The sequence below is a fragment of the Polycladidibacter hongkongensis genome, assembly GCF_001561995.1.
GTDB classification, from domain to species: domain Bacteria; phylum Pseudomonadota; class Alphaproteobacteria; order Rhizobiales; family Stappiaceae; genus Pseudovibrio; species Pseudovibrio hongkongensis.
The window spans coordinates 269,948-291,744 of the sequence record NZ_LLWC01000024.1 but is presented as its reverse complement, the minus strand read 5'-3'; the positions used below and the strand labels follow the sequence as shown (position 1 = coordinate 291,744).

The 21,797-nt window shown below is 52.8% G+C and carries 15 protein-coding genes and 1 pseudogene; 8 read left to right on the top strand and 8 right to left on the bottom strand.

Going from position 1 to position 21,797, the window contains the following annotated elements; all coding sequences use genetic code 11:
- Positions 1-81: 81 nt before the first annotated feature.
- A pseudogene (locus AYK82_RS17760) lies at positions 82-345 on the top strand (DDE-type integrase/transposase/recombinase); the annotation flags it as partial.
- A gap of 75 nt (positions 346-420) precedes the next feature.
- On the opposite strand, the gene AYK82_RS12840 reads toward AYK82_RS17760, so the two are convergent.
- From AYK82_RS12840 to parE, 3 genes are all read right to left on the bottom strand, one after another.
- Complete coding sequence (locus tag AYK82_RS12840; RefSeq protein ID WP_068316436.1) at positions 421-1,482, bottom strand: GGDEF domain-containing protein; 1,062 nt, start codon at positions 1,480-1,482, stop codon at positions 421-423.
- Positions 1,483-1,601: 119 nt separating this feature from the next.
- The gene (locus tag AYK82_RS12835) at positions 1,602-3,083 is read right to left on the bottom strand and encodes a DEAD/DEAH box helicase (protein WP_068316435.1); all 1,482 of its coding nucleotides are present in this window, start codon (positions 3,081-3,083) and stop codon (positions 1,602-1,604) included.
- Positions 3,084-3,273: 190 nt separating this feature from the next.
- Positions 3,274-5,340, bottom strand: a complete 2,067-nt coding sequence (gene parE / locus AYK82_RS12830) for a DNA topoisomerase IV subunit B (RefSeq protein ID WP_068316433.1) — start codon at positions 5,338-5,340, stop codon at positions 3,274-3,276.
- Positions 5,341-5,865: 525 nt separating this feature from the next.
- On the opposite strand from parE, the gene AYK82_RS12825 reads away from it, so the two are divergent.
- Positions 5,866-6,819: a tetratricopeptide repeat protein gene (locus tag AYK82_RS12825; RefSeq protein WP_208976489.1), complete on the top strand. Its 954-nt coding sequence runs from the start codon at positions 5,866-5,868 to the stop codon at positions 6,817-6,819.
- Between the two features lie 142 nt (positions 6,820-6,961).
- Here AYK82_RS12825 and AYK82_RS12820 read toward each other — a convergent pair whose 3' ends face one another.
- Positions 6,962-8,281: a hypothetical protein gene (locus tag AYK82_RS12820; RefSeq protein ID WP_156453354.1), complete on the bottom strand. Its 1,320-nt coding sequence runs from the start codon at positions 8,279-8,281 to the stop codon at positions 6,962-6,964.
- Between the two features lie 272 nt (positions 8,282-8,553).
- On the opposite strand from AYK82_RS12820, the gene AYK82_RS12815 reads away from it, so the two are divergent.
- On the top strand, positions 8,554-10,554 hold the full coding sequence (locus AYK82_RS12815) for a P-loop NTPase family protein (protein WP_068316428.1): 2,001 nt from the start codon (positions 8,554-8,556) through the stop codon (positions 10,552-10,554).
- A 1-nt stretch (position 10,555) separates the two neighbouring features.
- On the opposite strand, the gene AYK82_RS12810 is transcribed toward AYK82_RS12815, so the two are convergent.
- The 4 genes from AYK82_RS12810 to tpiA all read right to left on the bottom strand — a co-directional run bounded on the left by AYK82_RS12810 (position 10,556) and on the right by tpiA (position 15,778).
- Entirely contained in the window at positions 10,556-12,469 is a 1,914-nt protein-coding gene (locus AYK82_RS12810) for a TolC family protein (protein WP_068316425.1), read from the bottom strand.
- Between the two features lie 311 nt (positions 12,470-12,780).
- Positions 12,781-14,409 carry a CTP synthase gene (locus AYK82_RS12805; RefSeq protein ID WP_068316422.1) on the bottom strand — a complete coding sequence of 543 codons (1,629 nt, stop codon included), beginning with the start codon at positions 14,407-14,409 and terminating at the stop codon, positions 12,781-12,783.
- A 149-nt stretch (positions 14,410-14,558) separates the two neighbouring features.
- Positions 14,559-14,930, bottom strand: coding sequence for a preprotein translocase subunit SecG (secG, locus tag AYK82_RS12800; RefSeq protein ID WP_068316419.1), 372 nt, complete (start codon positions 14,928-14,930; stop codon positions 14,559-14,561).
- Between the two features lie 101 nt (positions 14,931-15,031).
- Complete coding sequence (gene tpiA, locus AYK82_RS12795; protein ID WP_068316416.1) at positions 15,032-15,778, bottom strand: triose-phosphate isomerase; 747 nt, start codon at positions 15,776-15,778, stop codon at positions 15,032-15,034.
- A gap of 264 nt (positions 15,779-16,042) precedes the next feature.
- On the opposite strand from tpiA, the gene AYK82_RS12790 reads away from it, so the two are divergent.
- The 5 genes from AYK82_RS12790 (at position 16,043) to AYK82_RS12770 (ending at position 21,690) form a co-directional block, all read left to right on the top strand.
- Positions 16,043-17,932, top strand: a complete 1,890-nt coding sequence (locus AYK82_RS12790) for a peptidylprolyl isomerase (protein ID WP_068316413.1) — start codon at positions 16,043-16,045, stop codon at positions 17,930-17,932.
- A 73-nt stretch (positions 17,933-18,005) separates the two neighbouring features.
- The gene (gene trpD, locus AYK82_RS12785) at positions 18,006-19,022 is read left to right on the top strand and encodes an anthranilate phosphoribosyltransferase (RefSeq protein ID WP_068316410.1); all 1,017 of its coding nucleotides are present in this window, start codon (positions 18,006-18,008) and stop codon (positions 19,020-19,022) included.
- 9 nt (positions 19,023-19,031) lie between these two features.
- On the top strand, positions 19,032-19,823 hold the full coding sequence (gene trpC / locus AYK82_RS12780) for an indole-3-glycerol phosphate synthase TrpC (RefSeq protein ID WP_068316408.1): 792 nt from the start codon (positions 19,032-19,034) through the stop codon (positions 19,821-19,823).
- Between the two features lie 57 nt (positions 19,824-19,880).
- Positions 19,881-20,405, top strand: coding sequence for a cyclic pyranopterin monophosphate synthase MoaC (gene moaC / locus AYK82_RS12775; protein ID WP_068316406.1), 525 nt, complete (start codon positions 19,881-19,883; stop codon positions 20,403-20,405).
- A gap of 58 nt (positions 20,406-20,463) precedes the next feature.
- Positions 20,464-21,690 carry a molybdopterin molybdotransferase MoeA gene (locus AYK82_RS12770; RefSeq protein WP_068316404.1) on the top strand — a complete coding sequence of 409 codons (1,227 nt, stop codon included), beginning with the start codon at positions 20,464-20,466 and terminating at the stop codon, positions 21,688-21,690.
- The last annotated feature ends 107 nt before the right edge of the window (positions 21,691-21,797 follow it).

Sequence of the window (21,797 nt, the reverse complement as noted above, 5' to 3'; positions counted from 1 at the left end):
AAAACACCTTGTCAGGTGTTTGAACAAAGGGCTTGGAAAAGGGCAGCGTAATATGTTTAATCAAACTGTCCGGAAATCGGGCGGAACTCCATGCCCAATGTTGAACATTGGTCCCACAAGGGCCTCAACAACCGGGCCGAGAACTCGCATGTGCCCCTGCGCAAACGAGAGCGAGCCATGCAAAGGTTCAGGTCGCCAGGCCAGCTACAACGTTTCTTGACCATATTTTCAGGCCTGCGCAATCTCTTTGTCACACCTCACCATCACCGTTGTGCAAACAACATCCGCATACACCGCCTTAATGCTTTTGCCCAGTGGTATCACGCTGCCATGATTGATGCATGAAGCATAAGGTGAAAAGCTTCTTCCGGCTCTATCAAGTTAACGTGTCAGCACCGTGTCTTTTTAAAACAAACCAAACTAGGACATGGTTACTGTGATGTCAGGTTCATCTGGCAGCGTCTCTTGCTTTACCTGATTTCGGCCCGCGCGTTTGGCGGCGTAAAGGGCTTGATCTGCTCTGTTAACCAAGGACATTGGTGTGTCTCCTGACTTATGAAAGGCGACACCAATTGAGATCGTGATACGCCCAAGGTTTTCTCCGGTCGAGCGCTTTATCAGTTCTTTCGAGATGACCGCACGTCTGATTTGCTCAGCAATGTCGAGAGCTTCCTCGTTGGACGTGCGTGGCAATATTATACCGAACTCTTCACCGCCGTAGCGACACGTGATATCGGAGGATTTTACATTCTTTTTGACGGCGAGAGCCACAAGACGAAGGACCTGATCGCCGGTTTGGTGGCCAAAGTTATCATTGAACTGCTTGAAGTGATCAATGTCGGTGAGCATGAGGGCCAATGGCACATCTGAGCTGCGAGCCTCCTTCACATGCTTCTCCAAGCTCTTGTCGAAATGCTTGCGATTGTTAAGCGTTGTGAGTTCATCGGTAAGCGACTCATAGCGAATGGCTTCCAACCCCTCCTGCAGCACGCCAATTTGACGTCGGGAGGACATCAGCTCGTTTTTTAGCTGGCGATTGCTCTCTACGGTCTCGGTTGTGACCTTAATAAGATCTAAAATGAGTTTTTGAAGCGCTTCTTGGCCGGTGATACCGTTAAGTTCTTGCAGTGCCTTAGCTAGGCGCGCACCATACTCCTCGGTGATCAAGTTGCCATGATCTAGATTATGCGCGAGTTGCCGAACCTCTTTTGCAATTTTTTCGCCTACTTCATCGATCCGTTCTCCCAGACGATTGGGCGAGAGAAAGCGATTGTAAATACGCTCTACTTCATCTGAGGAAATGGAGCCATCGCGGGAGAGGACTTTGTTTATAGAGCGATTGAGCGAAAGGTTAAAACCGGAGGCATAACTGTACCAGAGCTCATAGTTACGCGGGAAAGCTGGCAGACGATTGCTTTTGATGTAGTTCAACGCACTATCGCCATAAGTGATTGTTCGCTGATAGTCGTCTTTTTTCGTCATGCCCCACCCAGATTCGGTGCTTGCTTAAGTTTGCCACGCATTTTTAGCATGGCAAACTTAGCATAGTCGAATGGCTCGATCTAACGTAAACGCATAGATATGCTAGATATTGACCGCTTTTAAGCGCGTGGACGTGCCTCGCGTAACAAGAAAGCCGGAATATGCGCTGCGTTCTTGAAGAGGTCCGCCTCAGCAGGGGCGTTGTCGCGCGTGCGGCGGCCACGACGCGGCGCTGGTGCGTGGTTTTGTGGTGTCGCAAAGCCCTGTACCTCTGGTTGGGCTGCCCCTGGAACCGCAGCATCTGCCAGATCATACTCTGTGCTGTTTGATGCTTCAGCTTCTCGTTTTTCTTTGGTGCTGCGACGCTCTTTGCCGCGCTTTTCGCTCCGTTCAGCGCGCTCGCTACGATCACGATCACGACCACGGCCGCGGGCTTTTTTACGTGCCTTTTTATCTTCTGCTGCAGCTTCAAAGTCTACCGGTTCACCGTCCCAATCGATTGATTTGCCGATTGTTTCCTCAATGGCTTTGAGAAACTTCTCGTCATCTCCGGTGACAATCGAGATAGCAGTGCCTTCGCGTCCGGCGCGGCCGGTGCGGCCAATGCGGTGCACATAATCTTCCGGATTGATTGGCAGATCATAGTTAAAGACGTGTGAGACACTGGGGATATCGAGGCCGCGAGCGGCCACATCTGAAGCGATGAGGATTTCGATATTTCCCTTTTTGAAATTGTCCAACATGGTCATACGCGAGCGTTGATCCATGTCGCCATGCAGCGCGCCGACGGAAAACTCGTGGCGGATGAGCGAGCGGAAGAGTGTGGCGACATCACGCTTTCGGTTACAGAAGACGATGGCGTTGCTTAGGCCGTCACATGCTTTAATCTGGTCCCGCAAAACTGCGCGCTTCTCATAGTCTTCAAAGCCCGCGGGGACGAGCCTTTGGGTAACAGTGTCTGCGGTGGATGAGGCCTTGGCTACTTCAACGCGAGTGGGGTTATGAAGGAACTGGTCCGCAAGGCCTTGAATTTCTTTTGGCATTGTGGCGGAGAACAGCATGGTTTGGCGCGTAAACGGGATCAGTTTGGAGATGCGCTCGATGTCAGGGATAAAGCCCATATCCAGCATGCGGTCCGCTTCATCGATAACGAGAATCTCAACACCTTGCATCAGCAATTTGCCGCGCTCCACATGGTCAAGCAGGCGGCCGGGCGTGGCTATGAGCACATCTGCACCGCGCTCTAGAATGCGGTCCTGATCGGCAAAGGAAACACCGCCGATGAGCAAAGCCACATTCAGCTTGTGATTGACGCCGTAGCGTTTGAAGTTCTCTTCAACCTGAGCGGCGAGTTCGCGTGTTGGCTCGAGGATAAGGGTGCGCGGCATACGGGCGCGGGCACGGCCTTTTTCCAGAAGCGAGATCATGGGTAGGGTAAAGCTTGCCGTTTTGCCGGTACCGGTTTGGGCAATGCCAAGCACATCTTTGCGCTCCAGAATAGGCGGTATCGCGCCTGCCTGAATGGCCGTTGGCTCGTTGTATCCAGCTGCTTCAACAGCGGAAAGGACTTTCTCGCTTAACCCTAGGGAGGCAAATGACATAGGTTTTGATCTTTGCTTCTTGTCAACTCGTGCCAGCATGTAGGCACATGCCGTGTTTTGTTGTGGCGACACTACAGCTTAAGCGGCCCCTGTCAATGTTTGCAGTAGCGCATAGCGTGTTTTGCCTGCGAATTTTACGGGATCCGGCTGGATTGGTGCCGAATTCCCGAAAACTGGCCCAGATCCTCACCTATATATCAAGATCGGTGGCAAAAGCCGCACGTTCCTGAATAAAGGCGAAACGGGCTTCCGGTTTGTTACCCATTAGCTGATCAACACAGACCGTGGTTTCATCCGGCACGTTTTCCTCTACCACCACCTGCAGCAGGGTGCGGTTCTCCGGGTTCATCGTGGTTTCTTTCAGCTGTGCCGGTAGCATTTCGCCAAGCCCCTTAAAGCGACCGATATCAATGCGGCCATTTTTTTTGAAGTGCTTCTTCAAGAGGGCATCGCGATGGGCATCATCGCGAGCATACATGGTTTTACCGCCCTGCGAGATGCGGTAGAGCGGCGGCACTGCTAGATAGAGGTGGCCTTGCAGGACCAGATCCGGCATTTCCTTGTAGAAAAACGTGATAAGCAAGGAGGCGATGTGCGCGCCGTCCACGTCCGCATCTGTCATAATGACAATGCGTTCATAGCGGAGATCTTCCTCGCGATAATTGGCGCGTGTGCCGCAGCCGAGCGCTTGTATCAGATCGGAGAGCAGCTGGTTGGCCACTAGCTTGTCGCGGCCAGCATTAGCGACATTGAGAATCTTTCCACGCAAGGGCAAAATGGCTTGGGTTTTGCGGTTGCGCGCCTGTTTGGCTGATCCACCTGCGGAATCACCCTCGACGATGAACAGCTCTGTGCCCTCGGCATTGGAGATGGAGCAGTCGGCCAATTTTCCGGGCAGGCGCAATTTGCGAACGGCGGTTTTGCGAGCAACATCTCGCTCTTTGCGGCGGCGCAGCCGCTCTTCAGCGCGTTCAATCACCCATTCCAGCAGTTTGTTGGCTTGGTTGGGGGATGCGGTAAGCCAGTGGTCAAAAGCGTCCCGCACCGCGTTTTCAACGATGCGGGTTGCCTCATTGGTGGCTAGCTTGTCTTTCGTTTGGCCTACGAATTCCGGTTCACGAATAAACGCGGAGAGCATGGCCGCTGCAGAGGTCATCACATCATCTCCGGTGATGATGGAAGCGCGCTTGTTGCCCGTGAGCTCGCCGTAAGCCTTGAGGCCCCGCAGCAAGGCATAACGCAGACCTGCCTCATGAGTGCCACCTTCTGGCGTTGGCACGGTGTTACAGTAGGAGTTTACGTAGCCATCGCCGGCAAACCAAGAGACAGCCCATTCTACGGCGCCATGTTTTCCTGTGGCAGACGTGCGTCCTGCAAATATTTCTTCGGCAACGCGCCGTTCTTTGCCCAGTTCTTCAGTAAGGAAGTCCTTCAAGCCGCCGGGGAAATGAAAGGTGGCCGTCGTGGGCACTGGGCTGTTTTCTTCCAGAAGCTCCTGATCGCAGCGCCAGCGGATCTCGACCCCCCCGAACAGATAGGCTTTAGAGCGGGCCATTTTCATAAGCCGGGCGGGTTTAAACTTGGCGGTGGCGCCGAAAATCTCTGCGTCCGGCTTGAAGCGCACCATGGTGCCGCGGCGGTTGTGGATCTCGCCCACATGCTCTAGCGCCCCCACGGCGTGGCCGCGGCGGAAGGTCTGGCGATACAGATTGCGCGCGCGAGCAACCTCCACGACCAGCTCCTCAGAAAGGGCGTTAACAACAGATACGCCGACCCCGTGCAAGCCGCCAGAAGTTTCATATACCTTGCTATCAAACTTACCCCCGGCATGTAGGGTGGTCATGATGACTTCCAGCGCCGATTTGTCTTTATATTTTGGGTGCGGATCAATCGGGATGCCGCGACCGTTATCGGTAATGGTCAGGTAGCCATCTGCGCCAAGGTGCACATCAATCCAGCTGGCGTGTCCGGCGACAGCTTCATCCATCGAGTTGTCAATGACTTCTGCAAACAGGTGATGCAGCGCTTTTTCGTCCGTGCCGCCGATGTACATTCCGGGCCGACGGCGTACTGGCTCCAAGCCTTCCAGAACTTCAATATCAGCTGCGGTATACTCGCCGGATGTGCTAGCGGGGGGCGACGTTTGTGCGCTGGTGGCACCTGCAGCTTTTGCCGCAGGCTTTGGCTTTGCTTTGGTTGTCGCCGGGCCTACTGCCGGTTCGTCCGTTACTGCAAAAAGATCGTCGTTCGCGCTCATATGCCCCAAAAAACCTATGAAGTTGTTGCGTCATGCTTCAACGAATCTTAGCGACGCAGCGTATCTGCCGCAAAACTGGAGTGCGGCGATATAAAGCCCAGTAAAGTTATGGTGTTTTTAATCGGCCTTGGTTGTGAGTGCAAGCGCTTGAGGGTTGCTTTATGGAAGGTGCTTTCAAACAACTGGGCTTAGGGCGATGACAGGGCACTATCTTTTGCTCTGTGTGGCTTCATGGCCACATCTGTGTTTGTAGCGGTTAAGCTAGTTGATGAACTTAAAGAGGCAACTCTCTGAAATATTGCCAATTTTTTATAGTTCATGCAAAGAGGTGATGCTCTAGGCTCTTTGGGAAAACAGGGTGTTAAGACGGTTAAGTAAGGGAGTGAAATCGATATTTCGCGATAAAGTCGCCGCGCTGCTTGATTTGGGTGCCAAAAAAGACATTTTTTACCGGCCATATTGCATGATCGTGGGATACTCTCCTCTAGAAGCCGTTTTGAGAACATGTTTGCCAAGCAGATAAAAATGATGTCAGTTTCAAATAGCTTTTTGCAAGCAGGTGCTTATATGCGCCGACGCAACGCCGGCCTTGGTCTTGCCTTGGCTTTGCCGCTGCTTTTTTCAACCGGCCTTGTGGCGCCTGTGTATGCGCAGGAGAGCCCTAAGGGCGGCGTTGAATTGCCAGCGACAAATCCGGCGGATGCCTTGTCAGCCGTGCAGTCAATCGATCCGGTGAGCCCGCAAGAGGCGTTGCGTAGAGGCGCGAAAGCCTATTACGCCGGTGACAAGGCAGCGGCGATTGATCCCCTAAATTATGCAGCTCAAAACGGCCATGGGATTGCCGCTTGGAAGCTTGGGCGCATGTACGCCACCGGCGACGGTGTGCCTGAAGATGACTACAAAGCGTTTCATTACTTTTCGCAGGTACTGCGGCGGCATGGCTCAGACAATCCGCGTGGAGCGACCGCGCCTTTTGTTGCCAATGCCTTGGTAGAGATTGCCGATTATTACATGACGGGAATCGCGGGTTCGCCGATTAAGGCTGATCGCGCCCGGGCCGTTGAGGTGCTTAATTACGCAGCTTCCTATTTTGGTGATGCAGAGGCACAGTTCCAGCTGGGCCTTTATTATCTGGATAAAGATAATGCCGACTTCAGTTTGCGCTTGGCGGCGCGCTGGTTGAAGCTGGCGGCGACCAAAGGGCACGTGAATGCGCAAGCCCGCTTCGGTGAATTGCTGTTTTTCTCCGAAGGGTATCCAGAGGTGCGCCTGAAGGGGCTCAAGTGGATTACCCTTGCTCAGATGCGTAGCGCAGGCGGTGATGAAGACAGGAATGAGCATTTGCGCGAATTGCTTGAGCGGGCTAATGCTTCCGCAGAAGAAGTAGATCAGGATACCGCAGCGCAATGGGCGCAGGCGTGGATGCTTCGCCGCGGGGAGATGGTTGCTGCAGCGGCGGTTGCAAGTGATAACGAGTGAGAGGCCTGCCTTTTACAGAGAGATAAAAGCAAAGCCCCGCTGAGATACTCAGCGGGGTGTTGTTAAAGTTTACGTGACAACGCCAAAGACACAGGTCAAGCCGAGACATCAAATAGCAATGTTGAAGGCAACACAGTTTCGCTTATATACGCCCAGTGGGTATCTGAAACACCTCTTTGATTTCCTTTAGCCTTTTTGATACCTGTGCTTCTATGAGCCCTCCAAGCCCAACCATTTTTTGCTCAGGTGATGCTGCATCCTCTCTAGTCAGGAACAATGTCGTTTCAGTCTTACCTTCATAAACTTCTACTCTATCAATAATCAGCCAATCCCATTCTCCGGCAATTGTCGGATAAGCATTCGTTAGCCCCACTTCATCTTGGAGTTGGCATGGGCTGGACACAGCCCGTCCTACAAGCCCATTTTGCCCTTCATCCTGCGGTTTCTGATCGGTAGTCTTGTGATCCACAAGAACGGGAATGGTACCAGCTGAATACGGCATCTGTTTCCTCACGGCTGAGCCACACTGAATATGTATCTCCACATTCCTAGCAGCCCCATTGTTTGTGATGGAAGAATGCGTTGTTCCAGATAAAACCAAAAACAGGCTTTCATCCATGGCAACCAACGAGCCGTGAATACTGCTCCGCACATCCATGTCATAGGTTGAAATCAACTGTGTCAAATTGAGCCATAGGAATATCTGATCGTGGTCTGGTTTTTTACTCATTATCGATAGTAATTCACCACCATCATTTGGTTCGGGAAAAAAAATACTGGAAACAACTTTCCCATTTCCAGTTGCCTCAACCGCACCTTTTTTTAGTTTCTCAACCTTTTCCTCCAGCGAGAGGTACTCAACCTTCATTGCCTCAACCAGTTCCGCTTTGATTTCATCAAATCTTGACTCTATTATCCCAGCCTTGATCGATAGCTCCCTTTTTTCCATTTCTCGCTCCGCGAGTTCTCGTTTTAAGCGCAGCATATCAACTCGAGGAACAATCAGTTCCTCCACGAACGGTTCTTTGAGCGCAATTTCTTCCTGCAAAAGCCCGATTCTTTGGTCCATGTGCTTTAAATCAGACAACAATCTCGCCCAAACCTCCGTTTGGGTACGAAGAGTTTGCAACTGGCCAAGCGTCAAATCACTATGGGATGTCGTTGTTCGCAAAGCCTCAGGATATCGAACCTCATTAGTACCTAGCCCCGAGATTTCAAGCGCGTCTAGCCAAGCTATATTCGCAAGTAGTTGTGTTCGTGCAAGCTCATGCTGCTCTAACTGCATGATTAACGGTGCATTTGTCTCTTTTTTGCGAAACTCTAGCTTGTCTGCCCCAAGCGGTATACGCAACCGGACGCCATCCAAGCCAGCAACTACCGGCATTGCAATCCTCTTAAGTGCCACGAGCCTTTCAGCATTAAGCCCATAGGCAAAGCGCTGTTTATCAGTTTTGATTTGCACAGGACCCCAAAAGGCCAAGCAAGCCAAAAGAGCCATCGCTAAAAAGATCGGGAGACCTAGGGCCCAATTCCCTATTCGGTGCATGATAGTCCTCAACAATGAACTTCAAACAAGCAACATTTGCAGATATATTCATCTTTTGTTCCTCTCACTCTAGCTTTAATTTTTAGCGTTGGCTGCCCCCAATTAATCGATCTATGAAACCTAGGAGAATACCTTTGAGATAGGACAGGCTAGACTAGGACATCCAAACACGCATCAGGAGCAAAAGAATGGTGGCATCGGCCACTGAAAGCGCAAACTCAGCTGGAGACGCGGCATCTCCAGCATCAGGAGAGCAACCAGAAATAGCAAGAAACCCGCCTCGTGAAGAGTTAGAAGACGTATGGCGTATTGCTCTTCATAGTGTCCTTGCCCATTTTAACAAGCTATCAAGCGACTTCGGCAGTGAAGGCCAACACACTAGCGGAGAGTTGTACCGGTTTCGTAAAAGCGATTTTGTAAGCGAATGCAGCAACAACAACCTGACTCTCAAGCCGTTTCGTGGCAAGCCCAGCCAAATCGATGCGAAACACCTTCCCGCACTTCTTGATTTTGGACAGGATGGCCCTGCTCTACTACTGGAGAAAAGCCGACAGCATGAATTAAAGGTTGTTTTACTCGGAGCAGGTGGAGGCGTGCTTTTCCTGAGCCCTCAGCAAGTTGATAGGCGCAATACGAACACGGTTTATCTAATCCAAACCGCTGACTTACCGCGCTCAGACGCAGCCCCTCCCACTTTTAAGACTAAAAACAAACAAAGTACTAGCAGGTGGCACACTATAGCACTTAGTACAACTGAAATCATTGCGCCTGCTACTGCGCTAGTTATCCTGCTTTATGTCAATAATTCTTCGCTATCAATTTCAAATCAACAGGCACTTTTACTTATTACGGGTGTTATTACTTTGGATTTGTACGGGCGAGTGATTCTTGCCTATTTTTCTCAAGTGTTATTCTCGGAGCGAGCGTCTCAGATACACACAAGTAAGGTATCAGCATTTTTTCACAATGGACACGTACCTGACGGCACTACTACAGAGGTTCCTTGTATCTCTCTCTGGCCGCTTCTGGCGCGCTTCATACTTGCATGCTCAGCCTTATTGTTGCTCCCAGATATTCAACTTGCAACAGCCGCTGTCCTACTATTTGTGATTAACACAGCAGTGTTTACACTCCGCCCTAAAAGGGCAGCCATACTCCATGAAAATATAGAGACAAATTTATTTACGACAGCCAATAGGAAAGCGCTAAGAGCACTTGGTTTATTGGAAACACAATGGCAAAAAATATACCCTCAAATGCGTCGAGACGAAAAACAGTTTACTGCGCTTGATGCGTTTCTTTTTGCATTGTCCAGATCACTGTTTCTGTCTGCAATCTTGTTCATCCTCTGGATAGCAGTGTCCGCTAGCAACAACACCGCGCCCTTGGATGTTGCTGGCCTACTCATTGCATTTGTTCTTCTACGAATGACTGAACCGATCGTATTCCTCTCCTCGAAGAGGAAAATCAATGAAGTTAAAAGTGTTTATGAAGCAAAAAAAATCCGCCATGGCAGCTTTCAGTTAAGCCTCGCAAAGAACGGCGAGCGTTTTAACTCCTTTTTAAGCGTCAGCGCTGGCGAGAAGGTCGCCGCCCTTGGCGGATCAATTGCAATCCGAGGCGAACTTATTGAAACAATTGCAGGACTGAAAATAAGCAATCGGTGGCAATGCCGCATAGAAGGCACAAAAACACAACGCATCGATCCAATCGAACTTGCTCAAAACATCTGCTACATAGATTGGCAATTGCCTTTCTTACCTATAAGCCTGCGCGAAAATCTAACCCCAAGCGGCGCAATGCTTGACGATTCAACGATTATCGAAGGGCTTGAGCAATGTGGGGCGTTGGATATTTTTGATTCCGCTGGTTTTAGTCTGGATATGAATGCCGCCGAAATAGCAGAAAAAATACCGCGTGGTGCTTGCCATCACTTGCACCTGGCGCGTGTTTTTCTCAATCATCCTCCCCTTGTGATACTTGAAGATCCCACAGCGCAGATGGATGCCGCTCAAGAAGAGCACTTCATAAATGCACTGGAAGAACACCTTTTGGCGTCACAAACGCTTGTCTTCTCAACCAGCAGAGCAGCTCCGCTCCGTTTGGCAAAGCGGCTTGTCTCTTTACAAGGCTATAAAATACTAACTGATACGCGCAACGACTACCATAAAGCGCTTGAAAGCACCTAAGTCACCTCTTTGTCGACGCACGATGAAAAAGCGCGCACCCACGCGTGGTTTTGAGGTGCGTCAAGACATCGGCCGTTTGTGTTTTGGTGAGACGATAACCATCGCCTCTCCCCTCATCCATACGTAAGACAAGCGCTTCGGTTGCGCCCGCTCTTGCACGTCCCGTCCCAGAAATCTGCCGTGTCTTAACAAGTCGATATATTGCCTGCTTGTCACCAACAGCACGCCCACTAATTGTCTGCCGCTTGCTCACCAGCGCAACATCTGGCTCAGCTCCCTCACTGAGGGGTTTCACTAACGGGATCGGCTGCACTTTCAGACCTTTTAACAGAGGTATGTCATTGCCTTTCACAGGTGTATCCGCGCTGTTGATGCGATCACGCGGCTTTAGCAATGGCACACTAGACGCGATATGACGTGCAGGAATGTCGTAGTCGATACTTGCAACTCCGGTTGGTGGTGCCAGCACGGGCTGGCGCGTGCTATGTATTGATGCAGGCTGGACGCCTTCAGCAATCGCCTGTATACGCGTAGCAACACGTTCTCCATTGCCCTCCAGCGCCATTGCGCTTGCCTTTTGTGCCTTCTCTGCACGAAGCGCGCCATCCACACGCGTCACACGCTCTGCCTGCAAATCCAATCGAACCAATAACAACCCTGCGTCCGCAAGCAACTGATAACCTGATAGAATTAGGGAATACCGCAAATCAACGCCTGTCGTTTGCGCCCGAAAATAGTCTTCCTGCACTTGTAATAGATCGAAAAGCTGGGCCTCGCGTAGCGATAACTTTTTTTCATAGGAGTAGCGCAGGGCCTGTGCTGTTTCGATTTGTTGCGTTATCGCAGCAAGCTCTCTTTTCATAGCCGCGCGGGCACCTAAACCGCTTTCCAACCGTTGGCGGATACGACGCGCGGCGCGGTCAACATCAAGACGGCGCGCACCCGCTAATGCCACACTGCGCGAGCGTTCATTCGACGTTCGGTAGCCATTGCCAAGGTTCCATTGCATCACCACCCAAGCCTCCGACGAGCTATCTATGCCGGACCGCCCCTCGATGTTCTCATCAAATCGCGACGCAACCTCTAGATCCACCCTTGGATAATAACCTGCTGTTGCCTCCGCCGCACGCGCAGCCGCTGCCTCACTTCGCCCTTGCAATTTCTTTAGCAAAGGGCTGGCGCGCTGAGCAGATGCGAAAAGCGCAGCGGCACTTTCTGGCAGCCCCCTTTGTAAATCAGGAAGTTGCCCAACTGCCTTGGGATAGGCACGGCCCACAAGCGCTTCAAAACTTGCAAGCAGTTCTTGTCTGGCCCGCTCGATCTGAGCTTCAAACGCGCGTGCCCGCTGCAATCGCTCACGTGCCAATTGAACATCCGCAATTGAAACAAGACCTTGCTTCAAGCCCTTATCAAGTTGATTCAGCACATGCTGCAAGTAAGCGTGGTTTTCTCGCGCATATCGTCCAAACTCATCATTGGCAGCCAACCCGCTCATTACGCGGGCTATATCAAGCGCAATCAATTCTTTCAGTTCAATTGTCTCAAAGCTGTCGGCGCGCGCATCAGCCGACTGTGCAGCGACAGCATTTTGGGTTTGCCGCCCGTCAAACAGCATCTGCCGAGCACGCAGTCCAACACCGTAGGGACCATACCAATATCGACTATCCCGCCGGGACGAACGCTTATCAATCCACTCAGCACCGGCATTCGCCCGCAAATCAAATCGAGGATAATAGCCGCTCCGTGCCACACCCACTGCGGCCACACCAGCCTCGGCCCGCAGTTGCGATGCCTGTACCTGTGGGTGATCTCGCAAAGCCAGCATCACAGCGTCTCGCAACCCAAAAGCATACGCTGCGCTGGTGCCGGAAATGCAGGCAAGCCACAAGAATAGTCCAATAAAGTTACGCAACACCGATGCCCCCAGATACGCGAGGTGAGAGCACTTTCCACTCTCAAACATCCGTATTCTAGCAAGCTCAGTAAGGCATGGTCACTCCGAGGCAATCGCCATAAAACACTAAGGGGATACTTCCATCATTGTCAATTTTAGTGAAAATAAGCCCTCAATTATGCCCCAACAGTCCCGCCCCCTAAAATGCTAGAGAAGCGCAATGCCGCATCCCCAATTCTAAATGGATATCGGCGCATCAGCATAATATCATACCCAATAAACAAAAAAAGAGGGCCTTAATGAGCCCTCCTTAAACCCGAACAGGCTAAAGCTTAAACCAGCCGACTGTTATTCCGCGCCGCGCCGACAAACGCCGAAAACAACGGGTGCGGCTCAAACGGACGAGATTTCAGCTCGGGGTGATACTGCACTCCGATAAACCAAGGATGACTTGGGATCTCGACGGTCTCCGGCAACACCCCGTCTGGCGAGGTCCCGGAAAACACCATCCCGGCATTTTCAAGTTGCTCACGATAGGCAATGTTTACTTCATAACGGTGGCGGTGGCGCTCAGAAATATCGCAAGTGCCGTAGATCTCTGCGATCTTGGACCCTTCCTTCAAGCGCGCGTCGTAAGCACCAAGGCGCATGGTCCCGCCCAGATCACCAGTGGCTTCGCGAACCTCTTTCGCATTGCCTTTGGCCCACTCGGTCATCAAACCGACAACTGGTTCGCCCTCACCGCCAAACTCGGAGGAAGACGCCGCGCTGAGCCCTGCAAGATTTCGCGCCGCCTCCACAACAGCCATCTGCATACCGAAGCAGATACCGAAATAAGGGATATTATTTTCACGCGCATACTTCGCCGCGGCAATTTTGCCCTCTGCCCCACGCTCGCCAAATCCGCCCGGCACCAAGATACCGTTGACGTTTTCAAGCACCGACGCGGGATCTTGCCCCTCGAAGGCCTCAGACTCAAGCCACTTCAAATTGACCTTGACAGAGTTTGCCAAGCCGCCATGCACCAGCGCTTCAATCAAGGATTTGTAAGCATCTTTCAGCACAGTATACTTGCCAACAATCGCAATGGTCACCTCCCCTTCGGGGTTGTGCAGACCATCAACGATCTTTTCCCAGCGGCTCAGATCCGCTGAAGGCGAACCGGTAATATCGAAGGCATCCAGAACCTGCTCGTCAAGGCCCTCTTTGTGATAGGCCAGCGGTACCTCATAAATACTCTTGGCATCGTATGCCGGAATGACAGCCTCAGGGCGCACATTACAAAACTGCGACAGTTTGCGGCGCTCATTCTCCGGAATCTGGCGATCACAACGCACCATCAAAATGTCAGGCTGAATACCAATGGAACGCAACTCTTTCACAGAGTGCTGTGTCGGCTTTGTTTTCATTTCGCCAGCGCTGGCAATGTATGGCAACAGGGTAAGATGGATATAAACCGCCTGCCCACGTGGCAACTCGTTGCCCAACTGGCGAATAGCCTCGAAGAACGGCAAGCCCTCGATATCGCCAACGGTGCCGCCAATTTCGCAAAGCACGAAATCATAGCCCTCATTGCCATCCAGAACAAAGTTCTTGATCGCGTCGGTCACATGCGGAATCACCTGCACGGTCCCACCAAGATAATCGCCGCGCCGCTCTTTAGCGATAATTTCCTGATAAATGCGGCCAGTGGTGATGTTGTCTTGCTTATTTGCAGAGCGTCCGGTGAACCGCTCGTAGTGACCAAGGTCCAGATCTGTCTCGGCGCCATCATCGGTCACATAACACTCGCCGTGCTGATAGGGGCTCATAGTGCCCGGATCAACATTAAGATAGGGATCCAGCTTACGTAGCCGAACTTTATAGCCCCGCGCTTGCAGGGCCGCGCCAAGAGCTGCGGAGGCAAGTCCCTTCCCTAGGGAAGACACAACGCCACCGGTGATGAAGATATACCGCGCCATGGATCTCTACCGATATGTTTTGGGCTTTTGCCCTTAGTCTTATATCACGTAAAAGCACTGGCACCGCAACAAGTCACGGTGCCAGTTACTCTATTACAGTGTCCTTGATGTTTTCCCATCAAGGTACGCCACAAACAATGAGCGTCAGGTTACTGCGCAGCAGGAACCTGCGGTCCATCGGTTGCAGGAATATTGCTCTGCTCTTTCAGGGTATCAAGCAGGCCGTTGCCAGCTTCGCCTGTTTCACTTTGCGTGGTTGCCGGAACTTGCTCTAGCAGCGATGCAGGACGTTCGTCCCAGCGCGCCAGCAAAGTCAGGCCCAATGAGGTACAAAAGAAAATCGCAGCACAAATAGCGGTTCCTCGGGTAAGTGCGTTCGCTGTCCCGCGGCTGGTCATAAACCCGCCACCGCCACCGCCGCCGCCCATACCAAGGGCACCGCCCTCGGAGCGTTGCAGCAGCACCATGGCGATAATCGCCAGAACCACCATAAGATGAATAACAATAAGAACGGTTTGCATAGGTATCCGTTTGATATTCGAGTTGAGTTGAGCGCTTTCTAGCTCAAAACTTGCGCTGTTTCTACCCTTAAGCCACAGCAAAATTGCGCTGGCATGCGTTTTTACGCGCTGTACGCTGCCGCAATCCCGAGGAAGTCAGCAGCTTTCAAGCTCGCCCCGCCAACCAACGCACCGTTCACATTTGCAACAGACAGCAATTCTTTTGCATTATTCGGCTTAACAGAACCACCATAAAGGATGCGGATCTTTTCGCCTTCTGCACCAAAACGCTCAACCAGCTTCGCGCGGGTCGCTGTGTGGATTTCCTCCACATCCGCTGGAGTTGGCGTCATGCCGGTGCCAATAGCCCACACAGGCTCATAGGCAACAACCGTATTTTTCGCATTCACGCCCTCTGGCAAAGAATCAGCCAGCTGCTGGGAAACAACGTCCACAGCTTTACCAGCCTTGCGTTCTGCTTCAACTTCACCAACACAAACAATAGCGACAAGGCCAGCACGCCATGCAGCTTCGGTTTTAGCGCGAACCTGCGCATCGGTTTCGCCATGATCAGTCCGGCGCTCGGAGTGGCCAAGGATCACATAGGAAGCTCCGGCATCTTTCACCATTTCAGCGGAAATATCGCCTGTGTGAGCGCCAGATACGGCGGCATGGCAATCCTGCGCACCAATAGCAAAACCGGCAGTTTCAGCGGCTTTTGCAACGAGCAGTGCCGGGGGGCAAATAAGCAGCTCAACAGCGCCTTTCAGGTCCGCACCATAACCTTCACCCATGGCTTTCAGCTCATCAAGTGCGCTACCAAGGCCATTCATTTTCCAGTTACCGGCAACAAGTGGACGAATGCTCATTTAATATCTCCTGTGCTCACGCGTCGGGTCTTGGGGGTAATAACTAACGCAGTGTTGATAGAACGCCTCTTGTTTAGGCGCAAGAAAAGTTGCACACAACACCTGCAATCAAATCGGGGTCAATCCGCCGCGCCTTCTTGCCCAAAAGCGGAAGGAACTTTATGATCCCTCAGCTTTTAAACGGCTTTTATTCGGCCAAAAGGGCATCAGCGGCGCAAAATCATATGCGCCCGGCCCATTAACTGATGAGAAACGGAAGATATTATGCTGGATGCGCTGCGCAAAGGCGCCGGTACATGGATGGCCAAAATTTTGATTGGTCTGTTGGTGTTGAGCTTTGCTGTTTGGGGCATTGCCGACGTGTTTACCGGCTTTGGCTCAACCTCCGTCGCCACCGTCGGCAACACCGAAATCTCCGCGATTAAATTCCAAGAGCGCTATCAACGCGAGCTCGCCGCGCTCTCCCGCCAGATTGGCCGGGATGTCACCGCCGAACAGGGCGCTGCTTTTGGCGTGCCCCAGCGTGTACTGGGCACCTTGATCGCAGAAGCGGCTTTGAACGACGAAGCCACCACTCAGTCACTTGGCGTGTCTGACGAGGCCATCGTTAAGACCATTCAGGAAACCCCTGCCTTTAAAGGGCTGAACGGTCAGTTCAGTCGCCAGCAGCTCACTCAAGTTCTGCGCACAATCGGCATGAGCGAGGACGAGTTTGTGCTGCAACAGCAAGAGGCAGCAGAACGTCAGCAGCTTGCAGCCGCAATCGTTGGTGGCCTCAAAGCACCGGTTGCCATGGTCGATCTCTTGGCCCGCTATGAGAACCAGAGCCGCGCGGTTGATTTCCTCACCCTTGAAGAAGACCTCATCACCGACGTACCTGCCCCCTCAGAAGAAGAGCTGGCAACATACTATGCGGAAAACAAGAAAGGCTACGACGCGCCGGAATACCGCGCCGCCCGTGTCCTGATGGTTTCCCCGCACACGCTGGCTAAGCCCGAGGATGTGGACGCAAGCCTTGTTGCAGATGTGTACGAGCGTAACAAAGCCAGCTACGCCACCCCGGAAAAGCGCCGTGTGCTGCAGTTAAGCTTCACAAACAAGGATAAGGCCGCCGACGCTGCCAAGCAATTGGCAGAAGGCACCTCCTTTGAAGAACTGGTCATCGCACGCGGTGAAACCGCCGACAGCATCGATCTTGGCCTTCTTGCCAAGACTGATTTTATCGATGACAAACTGGCAGATGCCGCATTTGCGCTAGACACCGGCGCGGTTAGCGATGTGATCGAAGGTACATTTACCAACGCGATTATTAAGGTAACAGAGGCTCAGGCCGCTGGGTCGCAGCCACTCGCTGAGGTCGAAGCAGACATTCGTAAAGAGCTTGCAGAAGACGCCGCCGCAGTGTCTCTTGAAGATCTGTACAATGACATCGAAGATGCCCGCGCTGGCGGTGAAACCTTAAGCGAAATCGCCAAACGGTTTGATCTTGCGGTTGAAGAGCTGGCGCCTGTTGATGCAGCTGGAAAAACCCAGCAGGGTAGCGCTGCCAATGTTCCAGCCGCTGATGCTCTGCTGCCTGCGCTATTCACAGCAGAAATGGGCACCGAGCACGATCCGCTAGAGCTCGGCTCCACAGGCTACCTTTGGTATGATGTCACCGACATTGTTCCAAGCCGTGAGCGCACACTCAGCGAGGTCCGTGAACAGGTATTGGCCAATTACACCGCGCAGCAACGTGCTAAACTGCTAGCTGACTTGGCAGCAACCGAACTCAAGGCGCTTCAAGACGGCACGTCCCTCGTTGACATCGCGGCAAAACACGGTCTCACCGTTGCCAGTGCGCAAGATCTGCACCGGGAGCAAGCAACAGCGCAGCTGCCCCTAAGTGCCATTTCTGCCGCATTCTCCGGCCCAGTAGGCACCACGGCAGATGTCGCCGGGCACAGCGGCAGCCGTATCCTGCTTGTGGTCACAAAAGATGATGTACCGGTGCTTGATATGGAAAGCCTGCTTGCGCAGCGCCTGCAAGGTGAGCTGGACAACGCACTGGAAGCTACACTGCTCAACCAGTTTGTTTCCCAATTGGAAAAAGATCTGGGTGTGCGTACCAATCAAACCAATTTGGCCCGCTACATGGGTTTGCAAAGCCAATAACAACAGTAAGCCCTCGCACCGTTTCAGGTGCGGGGGTCTTCCCTTTTTTATCTAAGTTTTTTAAGGAGCAGACATGAGCGCGCTTAAACCCCATATTGCCCATGTGGCCGATGGCCACCCCCTTTCCCGCGCTGCTGCCCAAGACGCATTTGAAATCATCATGAGTGGCGATGCCACCCCCGCACAAATCGGCGGGTTTCTCATGGCCCTGCGCGTGCGCGGTGAAACAGTGGACGAAATTGCCGCGGCAGCTGCCACCATGCGCGCCAAAATGATCCGCGTGGAAGCGCCAGTGGACGCGATCGATATTGTGGGCACGGGCGGCGACGCATCAGGTACCTACAACATCTCCACCTGTACGGCGCTCGTGGTCGCTGGCTGCGGTGTGCCTGTTGCCAAACACGGCAACCGGTCTTTGTCCTCCAAGTCGGGCTCGGCCGAAGCACTGGCAGAGCTTGGCATCAATCTGGATATTTCCGCTGCAAAAATCGGCAAATGTATCCAAGAGGCCGGCATTGGCTTCATGTTCGCCCCCAACCACCACAGTGCCATGAAACATGTCGGCCCCGCGCGCATGGAACTTGGAACACGCACCATTTTTAACCTGCTTGGTCCACTGGCCAATCCCGCCAGCATTCGCCGCCAGATGACGGGTGTGTTCGATCGCAAATGGGTGCGGCCTGTGGCCGAAACTCTAGCCAACCTCAACTGCGAGAAGGCATGGGTCGTCCACGGCAGCGATGGCCTTGACGAAATCACGACCACTGGTGAGACCTATGTTGCCGCCCTTGAAGACGGTAAGATCCGCGAATTCACCATCACACCACAGGATGCAGGGATTGTTGTCGCATCAGCAGATGCGCTAAAAGGCGGCGATCCCAAATACAACGCCGCCGCCGCCCGCCGCGTGCTGGAAGGCGAACCCTCCGCCTATCGCGATATTGTCCTGCTGAACGCCGCCGCATCGCTGATTGTTGCTAGCAAAGCCGAAAATTTGCGCCAAGGCGTAGAAATGGCCACCCAAAGCATCGATAGTGGCGCCGCCCTGCAAACACTTGAACGCCTTGTCCGCATCTCAAACGCAAGTTAAACAAGACCTATGGCAGATATCCTTAAAAAGATCGAGGCTTACAAACGCGACGAAATCGCCGCGGCCAAAACAACAACTTCGTTGAGTGAATTGCAGGACATGGCCCTGCGCGCCACTCCGCCGCGCGGCTTTGCCAAAGCCCTGCGCGCCAGGTTGGACGCCGGCGACTATGCTCTCATCGCCGAGGTCAAAAAGGCAAGCCCGTCAAAGGGCTTGATCCGCGAAGACTTTGATCCGCCAACGCTCGCCAAGGCCTATGAGGCTGGCGGCGCTACCTGTCTGTCAGTGTTGACAGACACGCCGTCTTTTCAAGGAGCTCCCGAGTACCTGCGCAGTGCCCGAGCGGCAACATCCCTGCCCGTTTTACGTAAGGATTTCCTATATGATACCTATCAAGTGCTTGAGGCACGCGCATGGGGCGCCGACTGTATCCTGATTATTATGGCTGCGGTAGAAGACGCTCTGGCAAAAGAGCTGGAAGAAACCGCCCACGCCCTTGGCATGGATGCTTTGATTGAAGTGCACGATGAAGCCGAACTTGAACGCGCCTTGTCACTTGCCTCGCCCCTAATCGGCATCAACAACCGCAATTTGAAGACTTTTGAAACTTCACTTGATACAAGCAAGCGCCTCGCGCCAATGATCCCTCAGGGGCGCATCATTGTAGGTGAGTCAGGCCTGTTTACTCCACAAGACCTAGCGGACATGTCGCAGCACGCCATCAACACCTTTTTGATCGGCGAAAGCCTGATGCGCCAGCCTAATGTCGAGGCGGCCACAAAAGCGCTATTAAAACGCTAAACAATCTGCTTCATGCAAACTCCGCCTTTTGGAAAATAAAAAATCGGAAACCTCACTGTGACCAAACAACCAAGCAACGACACTCCAAAAGACGCAGAAAATCCGAACCTTACCCATATAGACGCCACCGGCGCGGCACACATGGTCGACGTTTCTGGGAAGAGCGTCACCACCCGCACCGCCCGCGCGGGCGGGCGCGTGCGCATGGCAGCGTCGACGCTTGCAACCATCCTTGCTGGCAATGCCAAGAAGGGCGACGTACTGGCCACTGCCCGCATCGCCGGCATCATGGCCGCCAAACGCACCCACGAGCTTATTCCGCTGTGTCACCCGCTCCCAATCTCAAAAGTGACTGTTGAGTTCACACCCCTGCCAGATCTACCGGGCATTCAAATTGAGGTTATGGCAAAGGTGAATGGACAGACCGGTATTGAAATGGAAGCGTTAACTGCGGCCTCCGTCGCCGCACTTACCATCTATGATATGGCCAAAGCCGTCGACAAATCTATGATCATAGAAGGGGTGCAGCTTTTAGAAAAAACCGGCGGCAAGTCCGGCGATTACCGCGCACCAATCGAATAAACAGCTGTCCAACCTCCCCTTTCAAAAACAACTATTTGCCAGCAGCAGGAGCACTAACGTGAGCCTAATCTCAGTAGAAGAAGCGACCGAACGTCTGTTATCTGCAATTAAGCCAGGTGCAACAGAAACCGTCCCTCTTGTTAAAGCTGGCGGGCGACGTCTGGCGCAACCTGCCATCGCTACGAGAACTCAGCCACCATTCTCTGCCTCCGCAATGGACGGTTACGCCGTTCGCTCGCAAGACGCAGCACACACAGGCGCTACCCTACAAGTTGTTGGCGAAATCCCTGCCGGGCACCACTACAAAGGCAGCTTGGGGCCTGGTCAGGCTCTGAGGATCTTCACCGGTGCACCAGTACCTGAAAGTGCAGACGCAATCCTAATTCAGGAAAACGCACAGGTCGAAGGCCAGGTACTCACAGTCCAAGAACCGGTTTCAAAAGGCCTATATGTGCGTCCAGCAGGCCTAGATTTCTCCAAGGGCCAGCAGCTTCTCGAAAGCGGCCAGTTACTCGGCTACCGTGAACTCTCTCTGCTTGCCGCGATGAATATTCCATCGCCTACGGTCTATAAAAGACCAACAGTCGCCATACTGGCGAATGGCGATGAACTCGTCGAACCAGGCAATCAACCCGGTCCAAGCCAAATTATCGCTTCAAACCAATACGGCCTTGCCGAGTTGGTTAAGGCCTGTGGTGGCACACCTGAGCTACTCGGCATCGCCGCTGATACCCCTCAAGACATCGCAGAGCGTGTCAAACGCGCAATAGCATCAAAAGCTGATCTACTCATTACCCTCGGCGGTGCTTCAGTAGGCGACCACGACCTTATCCGCCCGGTCTTACAAGATCACGGCCTTAATATCGATTTCTGGCGTATAGCGATGCGTCCAGGTAAACCTTTAATGTTCGGCAACATCGGCCCCATGGCCGTTCTTGGGCTACCGGGTAATCCGGTCTCCTCTCTTGTATGTGCCGAGCTTTTCGCCCGTCCGCTGTTGGCGGCACTCCAAGGCGCCCCGAGGCAGCATTTACTGTCTCGCTCCAATGCTCAGGCGATCACCACAATGGCCCTGCCCGCGAACGGTATCCGTCAAGATTACATACGAGCATCGCTTGCGATTGAGCCATCAGGTGACATGCATCTCACTCCCTTACCAAATCAAGATTCCTCTATGCTCTCCGCTCTAACCCAGGCTGATGTACTTATCATTCGCCCCCCGCATGCAGAGCCCACCGCTTCAGGCGATAAGGTGCCATTTCTCCCGCTGACATCTACTAACTAGCCGTTCTTCCACTAAACAAAAATCCCCTGATATTAACCCCGCTCCATTAAGGGTTGCAGAACACATGAGGAACGGTTACCTTGTGTTCGTGATTTGTCCAAAACAGT